This window comes from Polynucleobacter sp. 80A-SIGWE, assembly GCF_018882295.1.
Lineage (GTDB): Bacteria > Pseudomonadota > Gammaproteobacteria > Burkholderiales > Burkholderiaceae > Polynucleobacter.
The window spans coordinates 761,383-785,631 of record NZ_JACVOR010000001.1 but is presented as its reverse complement, the minus strand read 5'-3'; the positions used below and the strand labels follow the sequence as shown (position 1 = coordinate 785,631).

The 24,249-nt window shown below is 46.0% G+C and carries 26 protein-coding genes and 1 tRNA gene; 14 read left to right on the top strand and 13 right to left on the bottom strand.

Annotated elements, in window-relative coordinates; all coding sequences use genetic code 11:
• The first annotated feature begins 67 nt into the window (after positions 1-67).
• The gene (locus tag ICN25_RS04090; protein WP_216179228.1) at positions 68-664 is read left to right on the top strand and encodes an ATP-binding protein; all 597 of its coding nucleotides are present in this window, start codon (positions 68-70) and stop codon (positions 662-664) included.
• A 186-nt stretch (positions 665-850) separates the two neighbouring features.
• Here ICN25_RS04090 and hemN read toward each other — a convergent pair whose 3' ends face one another.
• Together hemN and ICN25_RS04080 are read right to left on the bottom strand one after the other, a co-directional pair.
• Positions 851-2,266 carry an oxygen-independent coproporphyrinogen III oxidase gene (gene hemN / locus ICN25_RS04085; protein WP_216179226.1) on the bottom strand — a complete coding sequence of 472 codons (1,416 nt, stop codon included), beginning with the start codon at positions 2,264-2,266 and terminating at the stop codon, positions 851-853.
• A gap of 19 nt (positions 2,267-2,285) precedes the next feature.
• Positions 2,286-3,896: an NAD(P)/FAD-dependent oxidoreductase gene (locus ICN25_RS04080; RefSeq protein WP_216179224.1), complete on the bottom strand. Its 1,611-nt coding sequence runs from the start codon at positions 3,894-3,896 to the stop codon at positions 2,286-2,288.
• 89 nt (positions 3,897-3,985) lie between these two features.
• On the opposite strand from ICN25_RS04080, the gene ICN25_RS04075 reads away from it, so the two are divergent.
• Together ICN25_RS04075 and ICN25_RS04070 are read left to right on the top strand one after the other, a co-directional pair.
• Positions 3,986-4,534 carry a YaeQ family protein gene (locus ICN25_RS04075; RefSeq protein WP_216179222.1) on the top strand — a complete coding sequence of 183 codons (549 nt, stop codon included), beginning with the start codon at positions 3,986-3,988 and terminating at the stop codon, positions 4,532-4,534.
• The gene (locus ICN25_RS04070; protein ID WP_216179220.1) at positions 4,531-4,947 is read left to right on the top strand and encodes a putative toxin-antitoxin system toxin component, PIN family; all 417 of its coding nucleotides are present in this window, start codon (positions 4,531-4,533) and stop codon (positions 4,945-4,947) included. The genes ICN25_RS04075 and ICN25_RS04070 overlap by 4 nt, the downstream gene beginning before the upstream one ends.
• Here the strand turns inward: ICN25_RS04070 and ICN25_RS04065 are convergent.
• Complete coding sequence (locus ICN25_RS04065) at positions 4,937-5,953, bottom strand: LLM class flavin-dependent oxidoreductase (RefSeq protein ID WP_216179218.1); 1,017 nt, start codon at positions 5,951-5,953, stop codon at positions 4,937-4,939. The two genes, ICN25_RS04070 and ICN25_RS04065, sit on opposite strands and share 11 nt — an antisense overlap.
• Positions 5,954-5,986: 33 nt before the next feature.
• Here ICN25_RS04065 and ICN25_RS04060 point away from each other — a divergent pair, with 33 nt between their 5' ends.
• From ICN25_RS04060 to ICN25_RS04050, 3 genes are read left to right on the top strand one after another with little or no spacing between them, the layout of a single operon-like run.
• Positions 5,987-6,208 (top strand): hypothetical protein, encoded by a 222-nt coding sequence (locus ICN25_RS04060; protein WP_216179216.1) that lies wholly within the window; start codon positions 5,987-5,989, stop codon positions 6,206-6,208.
• Between the two features lie 21 nt (positions 6,209-6,229).
• The gene (locus tag ICN25_RS04055) at positions 6,230-6,433 is read left to right on the top strand and encodes a SlyX family protein (RefSeq protein WP_216179214.1); all 204 of its coding nucleotides are present in this window, start codon (positions 6,230-6,232) and stop codon (positions 6,431-6,433) included.
• Positions 6,434-6,490: 57 nt separating this feature from the next.
• Positions 6,491-6,838, top strand: coding sequence for a phage holin family protein (locus ICN25_RS04050; RefSeq protein ID WP_216179212.1), 348 nt, complete (start codon positions 6,491-6,493; stop codon positions 6,836-6,838).
• Positions 6,839-6,841: 3 nt separating this feature from the next.
• On the opposite strand, the gene ICN25_RS04045 is transcribed toward ICN25_RS04050, so the two are convergent.
• A complete protein-coding gene (locus ICN25_RS04045; RefSeq protein ID WP_216179210.1) occupies positions 6,842-8,659 on the bottom strand; it encodes an AsmA family protein in 1,818 nt (605 codons plus the stop codon).
• A 74-nt stretch (positions 8,660-8,733) separates the two neighbouring features.
• Between ICN25_RS04045 and ICN25_RS04040 the strand changes: the two genes are divergently transcribed.
• On the top strand, positions 8,734-9,081 hold the full coding sequence (locus ICN25_RS04040) for a zinc ribbon domain-containing protein YjdM (RefSeq protein ID WP_216179589.1): 348 nt from the start codon (positions 8,734-8,736) through the stop codon (positions 9,079-9,081).
• Positions 9,082-9,134: 53 nt separating this feature from the next.
• Here the strand turns inward: ICN25_RS04040 and ICN25_RS04035 are convergent, their stop codons facing one another.
• Complete coding sequence (locus tag ICN25_RS04035) at positions 9,135-9,353, bottom strand: YdcH family protein (RefSeq protein WP_216179208.1); 219 nt, start codon at positions 9,351-9,353, stop codon at positions 9,135-9,137.
• Between the two features lie 232 nt (positions 9,354-9,585).
• Between ICN25_RS04035 and ICN25_RS04030 the strand changes: the two genes are divergently transcribed.
• Positions 9,586-10,476: a hypothetical protein gene (locus tag ICN25_RS04030; RefSeq protein WP_216179206.1), complete on the top strand. Its 891-nt coding sequence runs from the start codon at positions 9,586-9,588 to the stop codon at positions 10,474-10,476.
• An 11-nt stretch (positions 10,477-10,487) separates the two neighbouring features.
• On the opposite strand, the gene ICN25_RS04025 is transcribed toward ICN25_RS04030, so the two are convergent.
• The 3 genes from ICN25_RS04025 to ICN25_RS04015 form a co-directional block, all read right to left on the bottom strand.
• Entirely contained in the window at positions 10,488-10,790 is a 303-nt protein-coding gene (locus ICN25_RS04025; protein WP_255536667.1) for a hypothetical protein, read from the bottom strand.
• 301 nt (positions 10,791-11,091) lie between these two features.
• A complete protein-coding gene (locus ICN25_RS04020; protein ID WP_216179204.1) occupies positions 11,092-12,147 on the bottom strand; it encodes an extracellular solute-binding protein in 1,056 nt (351 codons plus the stop codon).
• A 62-nt stretch (positions 12,148-12,209) separates the two neighbouring features.
• A complete protein-coding gene (locus ICN25_RS04015) occupies positions 12,210-13,766 on the bottom strand; it encodes an iron ABC transporter permease (RefSeq protein WP_216179202.1) in 1,557 nt (518 codons plus the stop codon).
• 81 nt (positions 13,767-13,847) lie between these two features.
• On the opposite strand from ICN25_RS04015, the gene ICN25_RS04010 reads away from it, so the two are divergent.
• Both ICN25_RS04010 and ICN25_RS04005 read left to right on the top strand, forming a co-directional pair.
• Positions 13,848-14,918, top strand: coding sequence for an ABC transporter ATP-binding protein (locus ICN25_RS04010; protein ID WP_216179200.1), 1,071 nt, complete (start codon positions 13,848-13,850; stop codon positions 14,916-14,918).
• Between the two features lie 43 nt (positions 14,919-14,961).
• Entirely contained in the window at positions 14,962-15,510 is a 549-nt protein-coding gene (locus ICN25_RS04005) for a YggT family protein (protein ID WP_216179198.1), read from the top strand.
• Positions 15,511-15,525: 15 nt separating this feature from the next.
• Here the strand turns inward: ICN25_RS04005 and ICN25_RS04000 are convergent.
• The 5 genes from ICN25_RS04000 to ICN25_RS03980 all read right to left on the bottom strand — a co-directional run bounded on the left by ICN25_RS04000 (position 15,526) and on the right by ICN25_RS03980 (position 20,403).
• Positions 15,526-15,615, bottom strand: a tRNA-Ser gene (locus tag ICN25_RS04000).
• A gap of 51 nt (positions 15,616-15,666) precedes the next feature.
• Positions 15,667-16,074 (bottom strand): hypothetical protein, encoded by a 408-nt coding sequence (locus tag ICN25_RS03995; protein ID WP_216179196.1) that lies wholly within the window; start codon positions 16,072-16,074, stop codon positions 15,667-15,669.
• A 32-nt stretch (positions 16,075-16,106) separates the two neighbouring features.
• Entirely contained in the window at positions 16,107-17,417 is a 1,311-nt protein-coding gene (gene serS / locus ICN25_RS03990; RefSeq protein ID WP_216179193.1) for a serine--tRNA ligase, read from the bottom strand.
• Positions 17,418-17,471: 54 nt separating this feature from the next.
• On the bottom strand, positions 17,472-18,155 hold the full coding sequence (locus ICN25_RS03985; RefSeq protein ID WP_216179191.1) for an outer membrane lipoprotein carrier protein LolA: 684 nt from the start codon (positions 18,153-18,155) through the stop codon (positions 17,472-17,474).
• Between the two features lie 10 nt (positions 18,156-18,165).
• Positions 18,166-20,403 (bottom strand): DNA translocase FtsK, encoded by a 2,238-nt coding sequence (locus ICN25_RS03980; protein ID WP_370624690.1) that lies wholly within the window; start codon positions 20,401-20,403, stop codon positions 18,166-18,168.
• 114 nt (positions 20,404-20,517) lie between these two features.
• Between ICN25_RS03980 and trxB the strand changes: the two genes are divergently transcribed.
• The 4 genes from trxB to glnK all read left to right on the top strand — a co-directional run bounded on the left by trxB (position 20,518) and on the right by glnK (position 24,231).
• On the top strand, positions 20,518-21,474 hold the full coding sequence (gene trxB, locus ICN25_RS03975) for a thioredoxin-disulfide reductase (RefSeq protein WP_216179188.1): 957 nt from the start codon (positions 20,518-20,520) through the stop codon (positions 21,472-21,474).
• 193 nt (positions 21,475-21,667) lie between these two features.
• Positions 21,668-22,204, top strand: a complete 537-nt coding sequence (gene ppa / locus ICN25_RS03970; RefSeq protein WP_046329807.1) for an inorganic diphosphatase — start codon at positions 21,668-21,670, stop codon at positions 22,202-22,204.
• Positions 22,205-22,221: 17 nt separating this feature from the next.
• Positions 22,222-23,841, top strand: coding sequence for an NAD+ synthase (locus ICN25_RS03965; protein WP_216179187.1), 1,620 nt, complete (start codon positions 22,222-22,224; stop codon positions 23,839-23,841).
• Between the two features lie 51 nt (positions 23,842-23,892).
• Positions 23,893-24,231: a P-II family nitrogen regulator gene (glnK, locus tag ICN25_RS03960; protein WP_015420723.1), complete on the top strand. Its 339-nt coding sequence runs from the start codon at positions 23,893-23,895 to the stop codon at positions 24,229-24,231.
• Positions 24,232-24,249: the final 18 nt, after the last annotated feature.

Here is a 24,249-nt window from a genome sequence, read left to right as displayed (position 1 = left end):
TATTTCCAATAAACATGGGATTGAGCAGTAGAATTTACTCAAGCAATACCTCCAAATAAAGAGATAAATGACCTGTAAGCTCAGCCTTAGTGCTCCACGACTTATCCTCTTTGCCGGCCATGCTGGCACAGGTAAAACTACCTTGGCTAAAAAGGCACTACCACTCATTATTGAGAAAACAGGAGAAGACTTTTTCTTTTTGGACAAAGACACTGTGTATGGTGCCTATAGTGCCCATGTCATGGAGCTCACCACCAACAATCCCAATGATCGCGATAGCCCCTTCTATCTCCAAAACCTGAGGGATTGGGAATATGCAGGGCTGCTCGCCATCGCTAAAGAAAATCTACAACTGGGAGTTAACGTTATCTTGGTAGGTCCGTTTTCTAGCGAAATCCAAAGCGGCCGAATGTTCAATCCCAAAGAGCTAGGAGTCCCCAGTGTATCCAGCATCAAAATTGCCTGGATAGATCTCGATGAGAGGGAGGCAAAGAGTCGAATGGAGAAGCGCGCAGACCCTCGAGATGAATACAAACTCAAACACTGGGATCAATACACTCAACGTAGAGTTGAGCCACCAGAACATATTGCAATACAGCGCTTCGACAATTTACATTTCGATGAAGCTAAGTTTGAGAAATTAATCGATCACCTCATTCGATAAGTAGAGGCCAAAAAATAGAACCCTTAATGTGCTGTATTGATGGATCTATTTTTAAATTAAAGCTGGGGGTCATTTGATGCAAACCAAATGCAAGGGCTACTGAAATTTTTTATTGGTTTTAAAGCAACACTGTTTTGATGAGTTTTTGATCTATATCAAATCGATCAATTTTTGAGGCTTATTTGATCAAAGAACTTTGGAATAAGTGCCCTTAGCCTGAGATTCCCTTAGATGGCGATCAAAGGTCATAGCCACCCGTCTAGCCAAGAGTCTGCCCTTGATAGGAACGACCATCTTGGCGCCCTGCCACTCGAGCAGACCAGCTTCCTCTAGGTGCTTTAGCTCCTCAATCTCTGTTTTGAAGTAACTTGGGAATTCGATTTGATGGGATTTGGCAAAAAGCTCAGTATCCAGAGCAAATTGGCACATCAACTCGCCAATGAGTTCACGGCGAAGCAAGTCATCCTTGTCTAGCTGAAGACCTCGAAGGGTGGGCAAATGACCATCATCAATGGCTGCATAGTACTCATCTAAAGTACGTACATTTTGCGAGTAGCTATCGTCAACCTTACCAATAGAAGAAATACCGAAAGCCAAGAGATCGCACTCTGCTTGCGTGGAATAGCCTTGGAAATTTCGATGAAGCTTTCCTTCTTTTTGCGCAATCGCTAATTCGTCATCTGGTTTTGCGAAGTGATCCATGCCAATAAATACATAACCTGCTTCACCAAGTCTTGCTATCGTGTTCGACAGAATATCTAGCTTATCGGCAGCACCGGGCAAATCTGCTTCAGCAATTCTGCGTTGCGGTTTAAAAATATGGGGCAAGTGCGCATAGTTGTAAACTGATAATCGATCTGGACTCATCTTAAGAACCGCATCAACAGTTTCTTTAAAGGTCTCAGGAGTCTGCTTTGGTAAGCCATAGATTAAATCAACGCTTCTGGATTTAAATCCATACTTCCTAGACCAATCCATTACTGCTTGAGTTTCTTCTATAGTCTGCACGCGATGCACCGCTTGCTGCACTTCGAGGTTAAAGTCTTGCACCCCAAGACTGATGCGGTTAAAACCCAACTCCGCTAATAAAGCTATATCGGCCTCAGTCACTCGTCGTGGATCAATCTCAATCGAATATTCGCCACCAGGAAGTAGATCGAAATGCTCACGCGTATGGTGCATCAACTCAATCATCTCTTCGTGAGATAAAAATGTAGGCGTGCCACCACCCCAATGCAGCTGGGTCACCGGTATTTTTTTCTGGGCACCCATAGCAGCACAAACCATCGCCATCTCTTTGGCTAAATACTTGATGTATTTAGCGCTTCGACCATGGTCTTTGGTAATAATTTTGTTGCAACCACAGTAGTAACAAATATTGGGACAGAACGGCAAATGGAAATACAGGGATAGCGGTTCATTGACTTTAGCTACACGCTGCAAAGCCCCCAAATAATCGGACTCACAAAACTCATTGTGAAAGCGATCGGCGCTAGGATAAGAGGTATAGCGCGGCCCATTGATATCAAACTTCTGTAATAGCTCTGGATGAAAAAGTACTTCTTTTTCATTTGGGGTAGATACAGGCACTACAGAACTCATCAGAAATTAGCTTATTGGATTATTTGGATAGATAGTCGAGCGCTACCGCTTCTGCTACTTTAATCCCATCAACTCCAGCAGACAAGATTCCACCGGCATAGCCAGCACCCTCGCCCGCAGGATAAAGACCTTTGACATTCAGACTCTGAAAGTTAGCGCCTCGAGTAATCCGCAAAGGAGAAGACGTACGGGTCTCAATACCGGTTAATACTGCATCCTTCATTGAAAAGCCTTTGATTTGCTTCTCAAAAGCAGGGATCGCCTCTCGGATTGCCTCAATTGCATAAGCAGGCAATGCATCAGCGAGGTCTGTTAAGTAAACGCCAGGCTTATAGGAGGGCATGACAGAGCCAAAGTCTGTAGATGCCTTGCCAGCTAAGAAGTCCCCCACCAATTGACCTGGGGCTTCGTAGGTAGATCCGCCTAATTCATACGCCTTGGACTCTAAAGCCCTTTGAAACTCAATACCCGCTAGCGGGCCACCGGGATAGTCTTCAGGAGTAATGCCAACAACGATACCGGCATTGGCATTACGCTCATTACGAGAATATTGACTCATCCCGTTAGTCACAACGCGATTGGGTTCAGAGGTTGCGGCAACAACCGTTCCGCCCGGGCACATACAAAAGCTATAGACTGCGCGGCCATTCTTGGCGTGGTGCACTAATTTGTAATCGGCTGCACCTATGAGCTCATTGCCAGCGTGCGGACCTAAGCGTGCCTTATCAATCAAAGACTGAGGGTGTTCGATTCGGAAGCCTACTGAAAACGGCTTTGCCTCCATATAAACACCTGCCGCGTGAAGAGTCTCAAAGGTATCCCGAGCGCTATGGCCTAAAGCAAGCACCACATGACTAGCAGGCAAATCAGCATGGCCTTCAATTTTGACGCCTGTAATCCGATCATTTTGAATATCAAAGCCAACTACTTTTTGCGAGAAACGAATCTCTCCACCAAGCTCAATAATTTCTTGACGCATTCTTTCGACCACACCCACTAATCGAAAGGTGCCAATATGTGGCTTGGCTACGTAACGAATTTCTTCGGGGGCGCCCGCCTTGATAAATTCAGCAATGACTTTGCGACCATAAAACTTCGGATCTTTAATTTGACTCCAGAGCTTGCCATCAGAGAAGGTACCTGCACCACCCTCACCAAACTGCACATTCGATTCTGGATTGAGGATATTTTTACGCCATAAGCCCCAAGTATCTTGAGTACGCTCCCGGACTGGTTTGCCACGTTCCAATACGATGGGTCTAAAGCCCATCTGTGCCAACACCAAGGCAGCAAAAATTCCACAGGGGCCAAATCCAATGACGACGGGCCGTTCAAAGCTTGCGCTCTTCACTTGTGAAGCATTGGCGACGAAGTGGTAACTCGTGTCTGGGGATAGCCTTATATGAATGTCATTCGCAAACTGCTTAAGCAATTTTTCTTCATCTTTTACCGATAAATCAACGGTATAGATAAACGCTAGAGCGACATTTTTTCTCGCATCGTAGCTACGCTTAAAAACGTCAACCTGAATCAAGTCTTGAGCCTGAATATTCAAGCGCTTCAAGATTGCCTCTTCCAATGCCTCAGGGGCATGGCTAATAGGCAGACGAAGTTCGGTAATACGGATCATGGGACTCTACGATACACAGTAAATCAGGGTAATTTTCTAAATAATACTGGGAGATCCGGCTTACCCCCTTTTAAAGGCGATAATGCGCCATGGCTCTACGCGCAACTATCCACAAAGCCGACCTCCACGTCGCAGACTCTGACCGCCACTATTACGGCAGTCACTCCCTCACCATCGCTAAGCACCCCTCTGAAACTGAAGAGCGGATGATGATACGTATCATCGCCTTTGCCCTCCAAGCCCAGGAAGATTTAGCTTTTACTAAAGGCTTGAGCGATACCGATGAGCCTGACCTTTGGATCAAAGACCTCACGGATGCCATCAAACTTTGGATTGAAGTCGGCCAACCTGATGAACGACGCATCCTAAAAGCCTGCGGGCGATCCGATCAAGTCATCGTCTATTGCTACGGTGGGCACACTAGCAAAATCTGGTGGGATGGCATTGCGAATAAATTGACTCGCGCTCGCAATCTTCAGGTAATTTCCATTCCAGCTGAGCAAGCTAAAGAACTTAACAATCTCGTTGAGCGCAGCATGGTTTTGCATGTCAATATTCAAGATGGAGAGGCTTACGTTTCTTCAGATAAAGGTCAAGTCACCATCACCCCAGAAATCTGGCGCAATCAACAGCAATGAAACCGGTAGTTTTAGATACCAATATCTTGCTAGATATTTTTGTCTTTAATGACGAGCGAGCTGTCAATCTGAAACAAGCAATTGTGGATGGAAGCATTCAGGCACTTGCTAGTCAAAAGACTTTAGTCGAGTTTGCTGATGTCATCTCACGCTCGCTCTTTAAACTCGATGAAGTAACTCAAGCCGCAATTTTGAATCAATGGCAATCCCTCGCACAGCACCATGACGACTCAAACCTGGCTTCTGCGCCCTGGAAATGCCAAGACCCCGATGATCAAATCTTCTTAGATCTAGCCTATCAATTCAGGCCAGCGATACTCATCAGCAAAGATAATGCCCTGCTCCATATCGCCAGTCGAGCCGCTCTAGAAGATATCCTAATTACAAGCGACTACAACGCCTTTACGCTTTAGAGCTAAAGCGCAATCCCTTAGCCGCTTCAGCAGCGATCTCAAATGACCTCAAGCGTGCTTGATGATCATAAATTTGGCCTGTGATGATAATTTCGTTAGCGCCAGTTTGATCGAGCCAATACTGCATCTCTTTTCTCACTGTCTCCATAGACCCAACAGCTGAGCATCGAAGAGCATGAGCGGCGGTAGTCTTTTCGTGTGGCTCACAGAAGTCATCTAAATTTGCAATTGGTGGTGGTAATTGACCACGAGTGTTCCGACGCATACGAATGACGTTCTGCTGCAAAGTAGTAAAGAGATGAGCAGCCTCTTCATCGGTATCGGCGGCCACTACATTCATCAGAAATGCAGAATAAGGCTTACTGAGCTTATCGGATGGTTTAAATAATTCACGATAAGTAGACATTGCATCCAGCAATTGCTCCGGCGCAAAGTGCGAGGCAAATGCATAAGGCAGCCCAAAGTGAGCTGCGAGTTGAGCGCCATACAAACTGGAGCCTAGGATCCAAATCGGCACTTCTGTATCAGCTCCCGGAATTGCCTTTACTGCTTGCCCCTCCTGAACGGGGCCAAAGTAATGTTGCAGCTCTCGCACATCCTGCGGAAAGCGATCATCACTTCCCAGTAAGTCTCGCCGTAAGGCTCTAGCAGTCATTTGGTCCGTTCCTGGCGCACGTCCTAAGCCCAGCTCAATCCTCCCAGGGTAGATAGATGCCAAAGTACCAAATTGCTCTGCGATGACTAGTGGGGCATGATTTGGCAACATCACGCCGCCAGACCCAACCCGAATGGTTTTGGTGCCTCCAGCTATATAGCCCACTAAGACTGCAGTAGCAGAACTGGCATTACCCGTCATATTGTGATGCTCAGCCACCCAGTAACGGGTATAGCCCAAAGCCTCCGCATGTTGAGCAACATCTAATGAGTTACGCAAGGCGTCTCCAGCAGTAAATCCCTGCGGGATTGGAGATATATCTAGAATGGAGTACGGGACAGAATTTGTCATACGTAGATCATACTGAGAAAGCACTTTTTTGACATGAGCAAACCAAAAATGGCGGATGCCGATGACGGCCTATTTAAGCCCGGCGATAAGCTAAGACACATTAAGACTGGTGGCTTTTATAAGGTGGTGCTGCTCGCTAATGTTGAAGTCAACCTAGAACCAGCTTACGTATATGAATCACTCCAGTCGCATGATTTTTGGATCAGACCAAAAGCAGAAATGGAAGATGGTCGATTTGCATTAGTTGATGCTTAAGATAAGGACAGAGGAACCAAAATGACCGAAGATCGCATCGCCAACCTTGAAATCAAACTCAGCTTTACTGAAGATTTGATTGATCAACTGAATCAAACCATCTACAAGCAACAGCAGCAGATTGAATTTCTATATCGCGAGCTTAAATCCATTAAGGAGCAAGCCAGTAGTAGCGATGGGGCAGGCAATAGCAGCCCCAAAGATGAAATTCCTCCGCACTATTAAAAGCCCTGATAACATTTAGCGTAAATATCGCAGCTTTTTTAACAAAGGACATTTGTCATGGGTAACTTAGTACCGTTTTTAGTTCAATGGGGTTTAACTTCTTTATCCCTCTGGGTCGCCAGCTATCTTTTTAGCGGCTTGCGCTTTGCGGATGGTGGCTCACTATTAATTGCCGCCCTATTGCTTGGATTTGCCAACGCGGTAGTCAAACCATTACTCATTCTCTTTACTCTGCCACTAACCGTTCTTACCATGGGGCTGTTTCTGCTGGTAGTCAACGCCTTAGTGTTAATGCTAGTGTCTGCAGTGGTAGGCGGCTTTACGATCTCTAGCTTCTGGACCGCTTTCTTTGCCAGCATCTTTATTTCTTTATTCAGCCTCTTTGTCAGCGGAATATTGTTTTAAGAATTACTCCGCCCCGGGGTAGATATCTGACCAGGGGTGGAGAGCATCGCGGCAAGGGCGACCTTTAGAGGTCATTGATCTGGCATTCTCAGCCAAAATACTTGCGCCACCAGTCAAAAATCCAAGTCCAATTGAGACGGCGCTATTCACAACACCAGCTTGATTAATGCCGGCCTTAGGATTTGCTAGCGTTCCGCCCATCTTCACCAGTCCCGCTAAATCAAGACCAGTGGTCAGACCCGATTTTTCCTGAGGATCAATCGTGAGATTAACAGCTTCTGTTTTTAGATTTATAGAGCCAGCTAACACCACATTCAATCTATCGGTTTCAGCGCCAACTGTATTGGCTATATTGATCTGGCCATTACTAATTGGTAAATAGGCAACTGCGCACTCTAAAACTGTTTGACTCGTTTTCTTACGCAACGGGTTCATCGAATCCAAGAGTGTGACTACGAAGTCACCAGCATCATTTAAAAAGTTCGTGCCCATTTGAGCTTGATTAATGCTTAATTGGAATTTTCCATTCGAATTTCCAGCCAGCTGATGAAGACTACTTCCGGATGTTTTCACATCAAATGCCAACTTCATGGCGCCCCCACTGACCTTGGAATTTGGATCAAGCCTAGCCAATAAATTCTCGAGCGTGAAATCCTTTGTGACACCCTTGACTGCCAACGCAGGACTTGCTCCATCAAATCCTGAGAGCTTAATCTGCAAATCAGCACTTCCCTTACCCATCTGAAAAGTCAGATTTGGAATATCAATTTCATTACCATTTAGCTGCAGAGTGGCTTGAAGATTTTCAATTGGCTTACGCTTTGGCAGGTCCAACTCCGCAATGTTGATAAGCACCTTCCCTTTGGCCTGAGGCAATGCATCAAAAGGAATGGTCTCACTGCTAAATAAGTATTTGGATTGCGGCTTTGCGGGTTGATGCACCACTTGAGCTGACTTAAGCGCATTTGAAGGCTGAGGAGCTTGATTGACAGCCGCACTCAAGTTAGGCCAATCAAAGGCTTTTGAGCTTAAAGCCAAATTGATCGTGGGCATATCTTTGGGGGACCTGCTTACCTCACCCTTAATCGACAGGGTCTTGCCATTTATAGCGAGATTAAGGTCGATTGGAAATTGCATCGATGAAGCATCTGACTGCTTCAGCACCTTAGCAAGGGAGCCTGTTTTTCCACTGAGCTCTAGAGCTTGACCCTGAACCTGCATGTTGAGCGAGATGTTTGATTTATCCCCACTCTCCGTTAATGACAAACGCTTAATTTGATAATTGGCAATTGAGTTAAAAGGATCTTGATACTGAATCTGAGCATCCACAACAGAAACACTATCCATATAGATCAAATTATCACCAACTGAAGAGGTGTCTGCATTTTCACCACTAGAACCAGGGGTAGTATTGGGTGAGTCTGTACTCATATCCCAATTCGCCTTGCCTGATGCATTTTTTTGAAGATGCAGCTCAAGACCAGCAAGTTTCACACTACCAACCTCAATGCGCTTACTAAGTAGCGGCAGCATCTTAATGTTCAAATCAATGCGATTGAGAGTCAGCATCTCAGGATTGGATGCCCAAGTTGCATTACTTAAGCTCAAGCGCTCTGCTGAAACTGAAATTCCCGGGAAAAAACTTAAGCTCACAGGTCCACTGATTTTTAAATCTCTACCTGTAGCGGTCTTAACTGAGGTGGAGAGCAATTTAGTTAATTGCACTGGGTCAACCGTTGCGCTCGCGTACCATACTCCCGCCGCAAACAGGATGATTACCCCACCCAAAGCTCCGACGATGATTTTGACTGATTTATTCATTGTTAACTGATTCTAAATTACCAAGCTGTCCGTAGACTAAAATTCATACTTACATGACTTTTCAAGTGCTACTGATGAATTCCACCGCCAATCTTCCAAAATGCCCAGCCTGCCAAGAGGATATGACCTATCCTGACGGCGAGAACTTTGTTTGCGCTCAATGTGGCCATGAGTGGCCAATGGCAGCCAGCGCAGAAGAAGATGAAGGTGCTCTGATTGTGAAAGATGCCAACGGTAATTTACTGGCTGATGGCGATACAGTAACCCTCATTAAGGATCTGAAGGTTAAGGGGTCATCCACAACACTCAAGGTAGGAACAAAGATTAAGGGAATTCGCCTAGTTTCCGGCGATCATGAGGTGGACTGTAAAACAGAGGCCGGCAATATGTTGCTCAAAGCCTGCTTTTTGAAGAAAGCCTAATTCTCAATTAAAGACCATCAGACCCATATATGGGCTCCGATGGTCCGCCACCATTAAGCAGCGCTGGCTTTTTTCAAAACTGCGTACAGCTGATCTTTCAATAAGAGTTTTTCTTTTTTCAAAACCTCAATCTCCTCAGGGGTGCTGGGCTCAGTGTGAGCCTCCATCCTCTGAATCTTTTGATCCAGATTGTTATGCTTATCAAATAAATGGGAAAAGTGACGATCTGATGTTTTCAGCTTAGTAATTAACTCGCGATATTCAGGGAACATAGATTCTCTTTAAGTTGAGGTTATTCATAACTGCACAGCTCCAGTGTAGCAAGTTAACGCTCAAATTCAAGCTCTCCGCCCCCGCTTAAATATAGCTAAAAAACAATTGGATCTTGACCCTTGATATCGCAAGGTAAATCCCCATATAGGTATCAGCAAAAGTAGATAGAACTGAAGTAATATCAACTTGTGCGCTAAGCACATTAACTACCAATAGGAAGGGTAATAGACCATGGCTACAAAGAAGTCTCCAGCAAAAAAGAAAGTAGCTACTAAGGTGGTAAAAAAAGCCCCTGCAAAGAAAGCCGTTAAAAAAGTTGCCGCTAAGAAAGTGGTAGCCAAAAAGGCTGTAAAGAAGGTAGTGAAAAAACCAGCAACTAAAAAGCCTGTCGCCAAAAAAGCGGCTGCAAAAAAACCAGTAGCAAAGAAGGCAGTTAAAAAGGTAGCGGCAAAGAAGCCGGCAGCCAAAAAACCTGCCCCTAAGAAAGCTGCCAAGAAATCACCAAAGGCAGCTGCGCCAAAGAAGCTGAAAGTCGATCAGTACGGACTCGAGGAAGATGACGAGTTCTACGGCCTGTACTTTGCCAAATCAACCAATAAGGGTTTAGTTGAAGTTAAACCTTGCACCTTCTCACTCATGTACTGGTGGAAAGGCTTGCTTGGTTACCCTGACATGATTGAGATCTCAAAAGACAGCAATACAGCAATGTTGCAATTTGAGTCTACATTTGGTGGTGGCGATTCCGGTGAAACCGAATTGACAGAAAAAGATGTGTTCGATGTTGACCACATCATTGAAGTCGATGAGCAAGAGCAGTTGGTATCCCTCTACTCTTACGTTCCAATCCCTGTTCCAGAAAAGCTCATTGGCGCATTAGGCCTCTCTATTCTGAATATCAACCCAGAAACTCGCTATGGCAGCTTAGAAATCTGCTCTACAGATAATGAAGAAGGTGAGAATGAACACTTCCTACGCTATCGTGCAGCAACTTATTTGCGTGGCGTGAAATCTGGCAAGGTTGAGGCTATTGAGAGCATGGTTACCAATGGCTCAGAGTTCTTTGGACTAGCTTTAGATGCAATGTGTGTAAACAAATCCATTAAGAAATGGTTGCTTAGCTAAGTAGCTGTAACTTAATAGGTATTGCACACAAAAATGTAAGTCATAGGAAAGCGGTCGTTCACTGTTTTACGAGTTTCAACAATAGTGGCGCTTCGCTTTCCTAGTTTTTTACACTCCTCTGCTGCAGCCGCCTGCGCTTCAGTATCTTTTGCAGATTTTGGGGCATGCACCCCAATTGTTCCATCAGACTGTTGATAGACACCAAAATTACTTGTCGGTGTTGAGCAAGCCAACATGGCCACCGACACGGCAAGCACTAGAACACTCGAGATGATTTTCATATAGAAATCCAAGCCTTTAAAGAATGGATCCATTCTAGCGACCTTTAGGCACCAAAGGCTCAAGATATAAATTGCAAACGAGCAGAGACCCTGCTGTTGTTTTGAATTCTTTTTAAATATTTTTTGATTTGCTGTAGCTCATTTCTGATTTTCAGATGATCACTGATGCGACCTGGCTACTGCTTTTGAGGATGTTTTTAAGAAGCGTACTGACAGTCTCCACAACTGCGGTAAAACTCTAGTCTGTACGCTCCTTATGCTGAAAGCCGGCTCTCAGCGAAGTTCTAATGTAAACGAAAACCCTCTAAAAGTCAAGGGTTTTCCCTAATATATTTCACTTATAGCCAACTCGATCGAGCAGGCGTTGTGCAGCAATTTGATTCTTGCCAATCGCAGCAATTGAAATGCTTTCAGCCTTGAAAGGCCCTAACATTTTGAGACCTTCATTTTCAATTTTGACTGACTTCACCACAGGCCACTCGTTATTACCGTTAGCAAAATATTCTTGTGCCGAATCGCTAGCGAGATATTCAAGAAACTGAATAGCGGCTTGTGAATGCGGTGCATTCTTGGCTACACCACCACCTGCGATGTTGATGTGTGTGCCAGTTGTCTGCTGGTTAGGCCAAACAAAACCAATCTTAGAAACAATAGCTTGATCTTCTGGCTTGGTTGAACGCAAGAGTCTAACTAGGTAGTAAGAGTTTGTTAATGCCACTCCGCATTCGCCTGAAGCAACCGCCTTGATCTGATCGGTATCACCGCCTCTTGGAGGGCGAGCCATATTTGCCACCATGCCCTTAGCCCACTCTTCGGTAGCCGCCTCACCACGGCGCTCAATCATGGCACCAATCAATGACAACATATATGGATGTGCACCTGAGCGTGTACATACCTTACCCTTGTTCATGGGCTCAGCTAATTTCTCATAAGTGTCGACGTCTTGTGGATTTACTTTTGCCTTGTTGTAGACCACGAGTCGAGCTCTAGTTGAAAAGCCAAACCAAGTTGATCCCTCTGGATCAGGCTTAGATCGTAGGTTCGCTGGAATACGACTCTCTAGATACTTGGAATGAATGGGTTTAAAGAAGCCATCAATTTGTGCGCGCCACAATCGCGCTGCATCGACCATCAAGATCACATCCGCTGGACTATTGGCGCCTTCGCTTTTCAGTCTTTCAGCCAGCGCATTGTCATCAGCCTCAATACGATTAATCTTGATGCCCGTCTTTTTAGTGAAATCGCTATAGAGCGCTTCATCTGTTTGGTAGTGACGAGCGGAATAGAGATTCAACTCTTTGGCTTCTTGAGCATGTAATGGCAAAGCTATAAAGCTGCTCAGCGCCAATGAGGTTGCGACTAGGAATTTGTGAATCGCTTGAGTTGCCATTGCTGTATTTACGATCAAAATTAGAGTAAATCTAATTTATCACAAATACGAATGATTATCAATTAAGATTTGGAGATGACTCTGGAAAGCAGCAGTACGGGGAAAAGTCCAACTAAAACAATGGTTAGGGACGGGAGGGCAAGCTCGGCAAGACGCTCATCCGCTGCCAGCTGATAGGTAGCGACAGCCAAAGTATCAAAGTTAAATGGGCGCAGTAATAGAGTTGCCGGCAACTCTTTCATCACGTCCACAAATACAAAGAGGCCAGCAGTGATGAGGCTGCGCTTAAGCAAGGGTACATGCACTCGCTTCAGAATCTGCGCTTTAGAAAGTCCAAGTAGCGCTGCAGATGCATCCATAGACGGCGTGATGCGTACAAGCCCTGCCTCAACACTTTGCAAGCTGGAGGAAAGGAAGCGGACCAAGTAAGCATAAATCAATACCAACATGCTGGCAGACATCCACCAAGCAAGCTGAAAGATCTCTAGGAAAGAAAGGATGCCTATAGCCAATACAGCTCCAGGCAAGGCATAACCAAAGCCTAGCAATCGATTGACCCAAGCTAAGCGCGCATGCATTCGTACTGAGTAAGCAAAGAATACGGCGAGCGCAACGGAGATTAGCGCCGTCAGAATCGAAACAGATAAAGAATTACTCAACCAATCAAGATAACGAATGTCGATCGTGAGGCCTTGCTTGAACAGTAATTGCAGGAGCGCAAATGCCGGCAACAGAAATCCACATAAAAGAGTAGCGCCACAAAATGCAAAAGCAAAAAAGGCATTCTTGCCCCGTAGAGACTTGGCTAATGGTCTCCCCCGTGTTGAAGAGGCATAGCGCAATTTTGAGCGACTACTTTGTTCAATAAAGAAGATAAGCAAAACAAAACTCAAAAGACCAAGAGCAAGTTGCACTGCGGCTATGCGGTCACCAAAAGAAAGCCATGCCTTAAAGATGCCAGTCGCAAAAGTCTGCACGCCAAAATAAGACACCGCTCCAAAATCCGCTAAGACCTCCATGAGAGCTAAAGCCATGCCTGCAAAGATCGCTGGCCTAGCCATTGGCAATACCAACTTCACAAATCCCCGAAGCGGACTATAGCCAAGCGTTTCTGAAACCTCAATTAATCGACCACTACGCTCTAAGAATGCAGTACGCGTAATCAGGTAGACATAAGGAAAGAGGCAGAAAGAGAAAGACCAGATAGCCCCGCTCAGAGATCTTGGATCCGGAAAGAACCAAAGTGAATCCATTCCCAGCACTACACGAAGCGTGCTTTGTATGGGTCCAGAAAATTGCAAGAGATCTACAAATAGGTAGGCCATGACATAGGTGGGCACAGCTAAAGGCAGAATGAGTGCCCACTCAAATATTTTCTTACCAGGGAAATCGTAGCTAGCAATGATCCAGGCATTACCCACCCCGAGAATAAATACCCCTACTCCAACACCAAGAATAAGCACCAGAGTTGAGACAATATATCCACCCAACACAAAGTTCCAGAGGTGGCTAAGAGTGCCAGTAGCTACTTGGTCACTTCCGGAGAATAGGAAAGGTGCTGCCAAGCCAAATAGGGGCAAAAATAACAACAGGGCAAGTGGCACGACAATACGATTCATGAAATCGGCAATCCGTTTAGACTCTAGCTATGCATTAAACCACCAGCATTGAATACTAGTATTAATGAGAAAATTATAGGGATGAACTCCGCTCACACACTGCTTTCGATCAAAGGACTCGAAATCGACTATCCAAGTCGAGATGGTCAGGGTCGCGTCACTGCAGTTAAAGACCTCAAACTTAATCTTGCCCAAGGAGAAATTGGCTGCCTACTAGGCTCTTCTGGTTGCGGCAAATCTACCGTCTTGAGAGCAATTTGTGGGTTTGAGCCTGTTAAAGCAGGAGAAATCCTCCTCCGCGATCAGATCGTGAGCTCCGCCTCCATCCACCTCCCGCCCAACCAAAGAAAAGTAGGCATGGTCTTTCAGGACTTCGCCCTCTTCCCCCATCTCAACGTTTTAGAGAACATTGCCTTTGGTTTGCAACACTTACCAAGCAAGCAAAGATCGTCCGTGGCGCTGGAGTGGCTCAAGCGAGTCTCCCTCGCAGATAAAGCTGATGCTTATCCTCATGAGCTCAGTGGTGGCCAGCAACAGCGTGTTGCACTGGCCAGAGCAATGGCTCCAGAGCCAGATTTAATTTTGCTTGATGAGCCCTTCTCTAGTTTAGACATTGAACTCAGAGAACGTCTTGCGGGTGAGATGCGAGAGATCCTCAAGGCAAACAACATTACTGCACTACTAGTAACTCATGATCAATTTGAGGCCTTTGCGATTGCAGATAAAGTCGGCGTGATGACAGACGGCAAAGTCTTGCAGTGGGATAGCCCGTACGAGCTTTATCACAAACCAGCTAATCGTTATATCGCCGACTTCATTGGTCGTGGGGTATTTGTTAAAGGCGTCGTACAAGCTAACAACAAAGTCAACATTGAGTTGGGTGAACTCGACTTAGAAGAAGATCGCAGTAAGGAAGTCGGCAAAGAAATCGATGTCCTCTTGCGTGCCGATGATATTCAGCATGATGACAACAGCACCTTGCTAGCAGAGGTTGTGCGTAAAACCTTTAGAGGCGCTGACTTTCTATATACGCTCAAGCTAGCATCGGGTACTGAGATTTTTGCTTTTGTACCCAGCCACCATGATCATGCAATTGGTGAAAAGATTGGCATCCACTTAGTGGCTGATCACGTGGTGACCTTTAGCGACTAAGTGCTGCTCACCACCCGCGGTTTAAACCACCTACAATATGCTGATGTTGATACAAATCGCCAATCTCATTCTTCAGGTACTCGTTAGCATTGTTGCGGGGGCTTGCCTTTTACGCTGCTATTTACAGTGGCTTGCCTTCAATTTAGGTGCAGGACAAAGTAAGTCCATTGGCGCTTATATTCTGCCTTTAAGTAATTGGATTGTTCTCCCGCTAAGACGCTTCATACCTAGCATTGGCCGCTTTGATCTAGCGAGTTGCGTTGCAGCTTATCTTTTAATTTTGTGCAAGATTTCGATTCTGCTATTGATCTCTGGCGCAACCTCAATTGATATCTCTTGGTTAGCACTTGCATTGATTGATCTACTTGACCTTACCTTATCGGGTCTAGTTGGCCTGGTCTTTGCCAGCATCATTCTTTCTTGGGTTGGCGCAGGGACTCAAATTCAGTTCTTAGTATCGCTATTAGTTGATCCCCTGCTCACTCCAATTCGGAAGGCAATACCCAACTTTGGTGCCTTAGATTTATCCCCACTCGCGCTACTGCTCATGCTGCAAGTGCTACAAATCATTCTGGGGAATTTAAAGCTTTAGTCATGTTTAGCTAATTGGCGGAGAGGGAGGGATTCGAACCCTCGGTACCTTTGACAGTACGCCTGATTTCGAGTCAGGTACATTCGACCACTCTGCCACCTCTCCGTTAACTACAGGATAGAACTTAAACGCTATCCCTACTTGAAGCCCTGCAATCTATTGCTCGCAGACGCCTGTCATCAGAAGTCCACCAGAAAAGAACCCGAAGGGCTTCTTACTACCTTTTACAAACTCTTCGATGCTGAGATATTCCACAAAAAAGCCGTTCTTACCTTCAGCTTTTTGGGTCCAAATGACTTTATAAGAATTGCTTGCGCTTCCGGAAGCCAGCACCTTGGGATTTTTGAGAGTATCCATCACATCTCCAACAACTTCCCCAGTTTTCTTGATCACCACAAATTCCAGACCAACTCTAGGGCTGTCTTTAACTACCGCTAACTCTCCATTAGTTTTAATGTAGGCATCACTTAATACCTCGCAGCGATAGAATTTTTCAGCAGCGAAAACACCTTGAGACATCAATCCTGTGCCAATCAAGAATAAAAATACTGAGCGCCTATTCATTTGACTGAGACCACTTTTCACTTGCTCTAAGATTAAATTTTCTTGAGAACTTCTAAGCCGCCCAAGTAAGGCTGCAGAGCTTTAGGAATAGCAATACTGCCATCTACTTGCTGTTTATTTTCCAGCAATGCAACCAATGCTCTTCCCACTGCAAGACCAGAGCCATTTAATGTATGAACTAATTCTGGCTTACCTTGACCCGCTTTAAATCTTGCCTGCATGCGTCTTGCTTGGAAGTCACCCATGCTCGAGCAAGAGCTAATCTCACGATAGGCTTTTTGTGATGGCACCCATACCTCTAAGTCGTAAGTCTTGGTGCTACCAAAACCCATGTCGCCAGTGCAGAGCAATACTTTTCTGTAAGGCAACTCTAGCAACTCCAAAATCTTTTCTGCATGACCAGTTAAATCCTCTAAAGCCTGCATTGAATCTTCTGGCTTTGTAATTTGCACTAACTCTACTTTGTCGAACTGATGCTGACGAATCATGCCGCGCACATCGCGCCCATAACTACCAGCCTCAGAGCGGAAACATGGTGTATGTGCAACGTATTTCATAGGCAATGTATCCGCATTGACAATCTCATCACGAACTAAATTAGTTACTGGCACTTCTGCTGTTGGAATCAAATAAAAGTTTTCGATTTTTGCTTCGCCTGATCCATCTTCGCCGCCCATCTGACGAGGCACCTTGAATAGGTCCTCTTCAAACTTAGGCAACTGACCAGTACCGCGCATTGAAGCGGCGTTCACCATGTAAGGTGCATAGACCTCTTGGTAATTATGTTGAGTGGTGTGGGTATCAAGCATGAACTGCGCTAAAGCACGATGCAATCGAGCGATAGGGCCCTTCAGCACTACAAAGCGTGAGCCACTAATCTTGGCTGCCACCTCGAAGTCGAGACCTAGTGGTCCACCAAGGTCAACGTGATCTTTGATTTCAAAATCAAATATAGGCTCTTGACCCCAACGTTTTACCTCTTTGTTCTCAGTTTCGTCTTTACCTACTGGAACTGCTTCATCTGGCAGGTTTGGAATACCCATTAAGAAATCTGCAATCTCTGCCTGCAAAATGGCTAAGCGAGCTGCGCCTGATTCCATGTCGACGTTAATCTGGGTTGCTTCTGCCATTTCAGTAGCAGCATCTTCGCCCTTACCTTTTTTCATGCCAATAGCTTTAGCCAATTGATTGCGTTTAGCCTGCAGCTCTTCAGTGCGAGTTTGCAAAGATTTACGTTCAGACTCCAAGGTGTTGAACTTCTCAACATCCAATTGAAATTTGCGAGTAACTAAACGGGCAGCAACAGCTGCGATATCTTTGCGGAGTAATTGCGGATCAATCATGTAATGCTCTACTGGTTAGGGTGCGGTGAGTACGAATTTATTGCTAATTTAGCTCTAGTTTAAGCGTAAGACTTCCGCTCCGGCGGGCGGAACAAAAGTAAAGCGATTGGCAGGTAGGTTCACATTGAGCTGGATCTTATCCAAGGTGACCAACACCACGCTACCCAAGCCATCAATGAGTTCTAGCGCTTTAGGGAGGCCATTGACCATTCCGACGGAGATCTTGGTGTACGGCAAGTCGTTGCCATTTTTGGCATTAGGATTTTTCTTGGGCACGAGAGCAACCCATTTCATACCCAGACGATCCTCGCCTTCAACCAAATCAAAATGCTGATCTAAAGAAGTTTCACCAAATAAGATTGCAGCAGGGGTAGCAGCCAAAGCCTGACCAGCAGGTCTGAAAGTAGCTTGATTTAAATCCTTATCCCACAAAATAAGTTGCTTGCCATCGGCAATCAGTTTTTGCTCATATGGTTTTTGCGTATCCCAGATAAATCGGCCCGGACGCTGAAACACAAAACGCCCTTGTGTTTGACGAACCACTTTTAAACCTTTGTCTTGCGGTTCATTTGCTTTGGGTGCGCGCAACTGCTGTTGCACAAACTCACCCTCAGCTGTTTTGGAATTACGTACAAACTGACGCAACTGCTCTGCACCACTTTCACCATCTGCAAACACCATGCTTGGAGATAAAAGAATTGTGAGCCCTAAAGCTGCTGCTGAAAAAAATCTACACAAGAGGATCGCCTTATTCAGAAGGACGATGAAGGATTTCGCGATTGCCGCCATTGCCCATCTTCGAAACTAAACCGGCTTTCTCCATATCCTCGAGTAAGCGAGCTGCACGGTTATAACCAATGCGTAAATGACGCTGCACCAAGGAAATAGATGGACGTTTGTTTTCCAAAACAATGGCTACTGCTTGGTCATACAAAGGATCAGCTTCGCCGCCGCCTTCACCAGTCAGCGCATCAATATTGGATTCGTCGGCACCTTCCAAAACACCGTCAATGTAATTGGCTTCGCCCTTCTCTTTGAGCCATTCCACTACACGATGGACTTCATCATCAGAAACAAAGGCTCCATGAACGCGAACCGGCAAACCAGTACCCGGTGCCATGTAAAGCATGTCACCCATACCGAGCAGTGCTTCAGCACCCTGTTGATCTAGGATGGTGCGGCTATCAATTTTTGAACTTACTTGGAATGAAATACGGGTTGGCACGTTGGCTTTAATCAGACCAGTAATCACATCCACGCTTGGACGTTGAGTTGCCAATACCAAATGAATACCAGCAGCACGCGCTTTTTGTGCAATACGTGCAATTAACTCTTCAATCTTCTTGCCAGAGACCATCATCAAGTCAGCCAACTCATCAATCACGATAACGATGACAGGTGCTTTATAGATTGGCTCTGGATCATCTGGAGTCAAGCTAAATGGATTGGTAAGCTTCTCACCTTTTTCTTCCGCTTCTAAAATCTTTTTATTAAAGCCAGCCAGGTTACGCACACCAAACTTACTCATCAGTTTGTAGCGACGCTCCATCTCGTTTACAGCCCAATTGAGCGCGTTATACGCCTGCTTCATATCAGTCACAACTGGGCACAAGAGATGCGGAATCTTGTCGTACATGGCCATCTCGAGCATCTTCGGATCAATCATGATCAGACGCACTTCATCAGGCTTAGCCTTGAAGAGAATGGAAAGGATCATTGCGTTGATACCAACAGACTTACCAGCACCAGTCGTACCAGCAACTAAGCAATGCGGCATCTTCGCCAAGTCAGCAACGATCGGGCTACCAGCAATATCTTTACCCAAAGAGAGGGTTAAGTTGGAATGACTATCGTTGTAAACCTGTGAACTCAAAATCTCTGAAAGGTAAACCGATTGACGCGTTGGGTTTGGTAACTCCAAGGCCATGCAGGTCTTACCTGGAATGGTTTCTACCACACGCATACTCACTACGCCCAGCGAACGTGCCAAGTCGCGGGAGAGGTTCACAATCTGACTGCCTTTCACGCCAACGGCGGGATCGATTTCGTAACGGGTTACTACCGGGCCTGGATAGGCAGCAATGACTTTCACTTCCACATTGAACTCAGCCAACTTGCGTTCAATTAAACGGGAAGTAAATTCCAATACATCTGCTGAAATCGTTTCTTTCGCTTCTGGCACAGGATCAAGCAATGCCAGCGGAGGTAACTCTGAATCCGGAATATCCACAAATAGTGGCTGCTGTTTCTCACGCTCTACTCGAGCGCTTTTCACAACTTCTACTGGGGCACGAACAATCTGTACTGGCTTAGCAATTTCAACGCGCCCACGAAACTCTTCAACAAACTCTTCGCGCTCTTCGGCTGCAGCTTCACCCAACTTGCGATCTTCTTCACTATCGCGACGTTCACGCAAGCGGTTGTAGGTGAGCTCAAGCGAGCGCCCTACTTTTTCAGCAACATCTAGCCAAGAAAAATGGAGGAATAAAGATAGTCCGGCACACAAAGTAAATAGCAAAACCAGGGTGGAGCCAGTAAAGCCTAAGGTCATCTGTAAGGGATCGCCAATAAGCTCACCCAAAATGCCTCCAGGAGGTCTTGGAAGCTCCCAGGCAAGCGAATGCATCCGAATGGACTCAAGACCCATACTGCTCAGCAAAGTGAGCCCAAAGCCCAGCCAACGCATTAATAAGGAGTCTGGTTTGGCATCTGGGTCTGGCGGCAAAGGAATGCTCCATAGCTCACGCCAGCCACTCAGAACACGACGGCCAAAGAGCACCACCCACCAAAAAGCGGAGATACCGAAGATATAGAGCAATAAATCCGCTAAATAGGCCCCAAAACGGCCGCCCAGGTTCTTGGGAACCTCAAAACTGGCATGCGACCAGGCTGGATCAGCCTTGGAATAGGTCAACAAAATGGCAAATAAGCCCAAACATAAGCCGCAGGAGATGAACCAGCGGGCCTCTAAAAGGAGGCGGGGCATCCTACCCTGCCCTTGATTCTCAGGGGGCTGGGGGCTTAAAGGGGTTTTGGACTTCGGGTATGCGGTTCTTGCCATGTTCTACCGATTGTAATCAAGCAATCCTATAATTTGGAGATGACTACAAATACTCCAAAACACTCTAAAGTCCTTATTCTAGGTTCAGGCCCTGCCGGCTACACAGCTGCCGTATATGCAGCCCGCGCTAATTTGAGCCCAACCCTCATTACTGGCCTAGCCCAAGGCGGTCAATTAATGACCACCACTGATGTAGAAAACTGGCCAGCAGACCCAGATGGCGTCCAAGGACCAGAGCTGATGGATCGTTTTTTAAAGCACGCAGAGCGCTTTAATACCAACATCATCTTTGATCACATTCATACTGCTGCGCTAACTGAAAAACCGATTCGCTTGGTTGGTGATTCCGGCACATATACCTGTGATGCCCTCATTATTTCTACGGGTGCTTCTGCTCAATACATTGGCCTTCCTAGTGAAGAGGCATTTATGGGTCGCGGCGTTTCTGGATGCGCAACATGTGACGGCTTCTTCTATCGTAATCAAGATGTTTGCGTAGTCGGTGGTGGTAACACTGCTGTTGAAGAAGCGTTATACCTGACTGGCATTGCTAAAAAAGTTACTGTGATTCACCGTCGCGATAAATTCCGTGCAGAGCCAATTCTCAATGATCGCCTCATGGCGAAAGTAGCTGAAGGCAAAGTCGAACTCAAATTGAACTCGACCCTTGACGAAGTACTTGGCGATGAAAAAGGCGTTACTGGTGTTCGCATCAAGAAAGCTGATGGCAGTACAGAAGATCTTGCTGTAACTGGCGCCTTTATTGCAATTGGTCACAAGCCTAATACCGAGTTGTTTGTTGGTCAGCTAGATATGAATAACGGCTACATAAAGACTCACTCTGGCTTGGAAGGTAATGCCACCGCCACCAATATCCCTGGCGTATTTGCAGCGGGTGATGTGCAAGACCATATCTATCGTCAAGCGATCACCAGTGCAGGTACAGGTTGTATGGCCGCATTAGATGCACAGCGCTATTTGGAGACTTTGGAGTAATAGCCGCTTCACCAACGCAAGATGACGCCTGGCTCTGCTGGGCGTTTTTCATTTCAGCCCAGCCCAGTAGAGGTTTACCCGAGCAAATTAACTAATTACGGGCCTTTAAGCGGGCCTGGAAAGCTTTAAAATAATCGCTACGACACCTCTTTGCTAATATCGAGGTATCCATTAATCACTAACCGGAGTATTTATGAGTTACGACAAGGTCAGCCCAGGTAAGAAAATCCCAGAATCATTCAACGTCATTATTGAGATCCCAATGAATGCGGATCCGGTGAAGTATGAAGTAGATAAAGAAACTGGCTGCCTATTCGTAGATCGCTTCATGGGTACAGCAATGCACTACCCATGCAACTACGGTTACATCCCTAAGACAGTTGCTGGTGACGGTGATCCTGTTGACGTTCTCGTCATTACTCCATTTGCATTAGTTCCGGGCTCAGTAGTGAGCTGCCGCGCTATCGGCATGTTAGAGATGGAAGATGAAGGTGGACAAGATGCGAAGTTGTTGGCCGTTCCAGAAGACAAGATTTTGCCAATCTACAAGCATTTGCAAAAACCTGAAGATGTAAACGAATTACTCCTCGCCCAAATTCAACACTTCTTCGAGCACTACAAAGATCTCGAAAAAGGTAAGTGGGTAAAAGTTAAAGGTTGGACTGGTGTTGCTGGTGCCCATAAAGAAATTTTGGACGGCATCGAAGGTTACGCTAAGTCACAGAAGTAATTTCGCAGTCATTGGGAGTGAGCTCGCAAAAAATCGCCTTAGCGCAAATCAACCCTCTTTTGGGTGATTTGCCTGGCAACGCGCAGCTCATCTCTCAAGCCGCCGCAGATGCTTATGCACAAGGCGCCACATTAGTTCTTACGCCAGAGCTCTCGCTTACCGGCTATCCCCCAGAAGATTTGTTATTGCGCCCTGCTTTTATTGAGGCCGCCGATCGCGAGCTCAGTTGTTTAATGCTAGAGCTCCAAAAATTTCCAGGGCTGACCGTGATTATTGGTCACCCTAAAAAGACTGCCGCTGGTTTGCAAAACTACGCCTCCGTCATTCGTGATGGCAAAGTTATTGCTGGCTATGCCAAACAAGAGTTACCCAATCATGAAGTGTTTGATGAGGTACGTTATTTCACTCCGGGCAATGAAGCCTGTGTATTTGAAAATGCCGGAGTCAAATACGGGCTCATTCTTTGTGAGGATGCTTGGCATGAAGGCCCCGCTAAGCAGGCTCATGCAGCTGGCGCCCAAGTACTGCTAGTTCTCAATGCTTCGCCTTATCACCTCCAAAAAGAATCTTTACGCATTGAGGTGCTACGCAAACAGATTACCGTAAGCAAGATGCCTTTGGTCTATGTCAATGCTGTAGGCGGTCAAGATGAATTGGTATTTGATGGCGGATCATTTGCTTTAAATAGTGCAGGCAAAGTAGTTATGACTATGCCGCAGTTTGAAACCGCTCTTGGCTATGTTGATGTCAATGCAGCAGCTGATTTAGAGCCTGGAGCTCTAGTGACACCTTCCAGCGTAGAAGCTCAAGCTTATCAAGCACTCGTTTTAGGTGTGCGCGACTATGTTCAGAAGAATCGTTTTCCAGGCGTCATCATTGGCCTCTCGGGTGGCGTGGATTCTGCATTGGTACTAGCGATTGCGGTGGATGCTTTAGGTGCAGACAAAGTGCGCACCGTCATGATGGCCTCACGCTACACGGCCGACATCTCCTGGATTGATGCTAGAGAAATGGCACAGAATCTAGGTGTTCAATACGATGAGATTCCTATTAGCGAACCTGTAGAGGCTCTAGAGCTTGCACTGGCTGAGCAATTTAAAGGCTTAAAGCTCGATGCTACTGAAGAGAATATTCAGGCACGAGTGCGCGGCACTCTTCTAATGGCGCTATCCAACAAAACTGGTCGCCTAGTTTTAACAACCGGCAATAAGAGTGAAATGGCTGTTGGCTACTGCACTCTGTACGGAGATATGGCTGGCGGATTTGCCGTCATCAAAGATATCGCCAAAACCTTGGTCTATCGCTTATGCGCCTATCGCAATAGTATTGCCCCAATTATTCCGGAGCGGATTTTGACTCGCGCCCCTTCTGCAGAATTACGCCCCGATCAAACTGATCAGGACAGCTTGCCGTCCTACGAAGTATTGGATGGGATCGTAGAGCGCTACATGGAGCAAAACCAATCTATCGCCCAAATTATTGCCGCCGGTTTTGATGCCGACAGCGTAGAAAAAGTAACCCGCCTGATTAAGCTCAACGAGTACAAGCGTCGCCAAGCACCTCCAGGCGTCCGTGTGACCACCCGAGCCTTTGGGCGTGACTGGCGCTACCCTATTACATCCCAATTTAGGGCGTAACTGGGCATTCGTTTTCAGTTCTAGGTATGATTACTGTATTAAGGGGAATATATGAAGCTAATCACATCCATTATTAAGCCGTTCAAACTTGACGAAGTTCGTGAAGCCTTAGCTGAAGTAGGCGTTACCGGACTGACTGTTACTGAAGTTAAAGGCTTTGGTCGCCAAAAAGGTCACACCGAACTCTATCGTGGCGCCGAATATGTAGTCGACTTTTTGCCTAAAGTAAAAGTTGAAGTAGTTGTTGCTGATGACCGCGTAGATTCAGCAATTGAAGCAATTACTAAAGCTGCACGCACTGGCAAGATTGGTGACGGTAAGATTTTTGTTAGCCCAATCGAACAGGCTATTCGTATTCGCACTGGCGAAACTAACGACTCAGCAGTTTAAGCATCAGCATTCAATGCG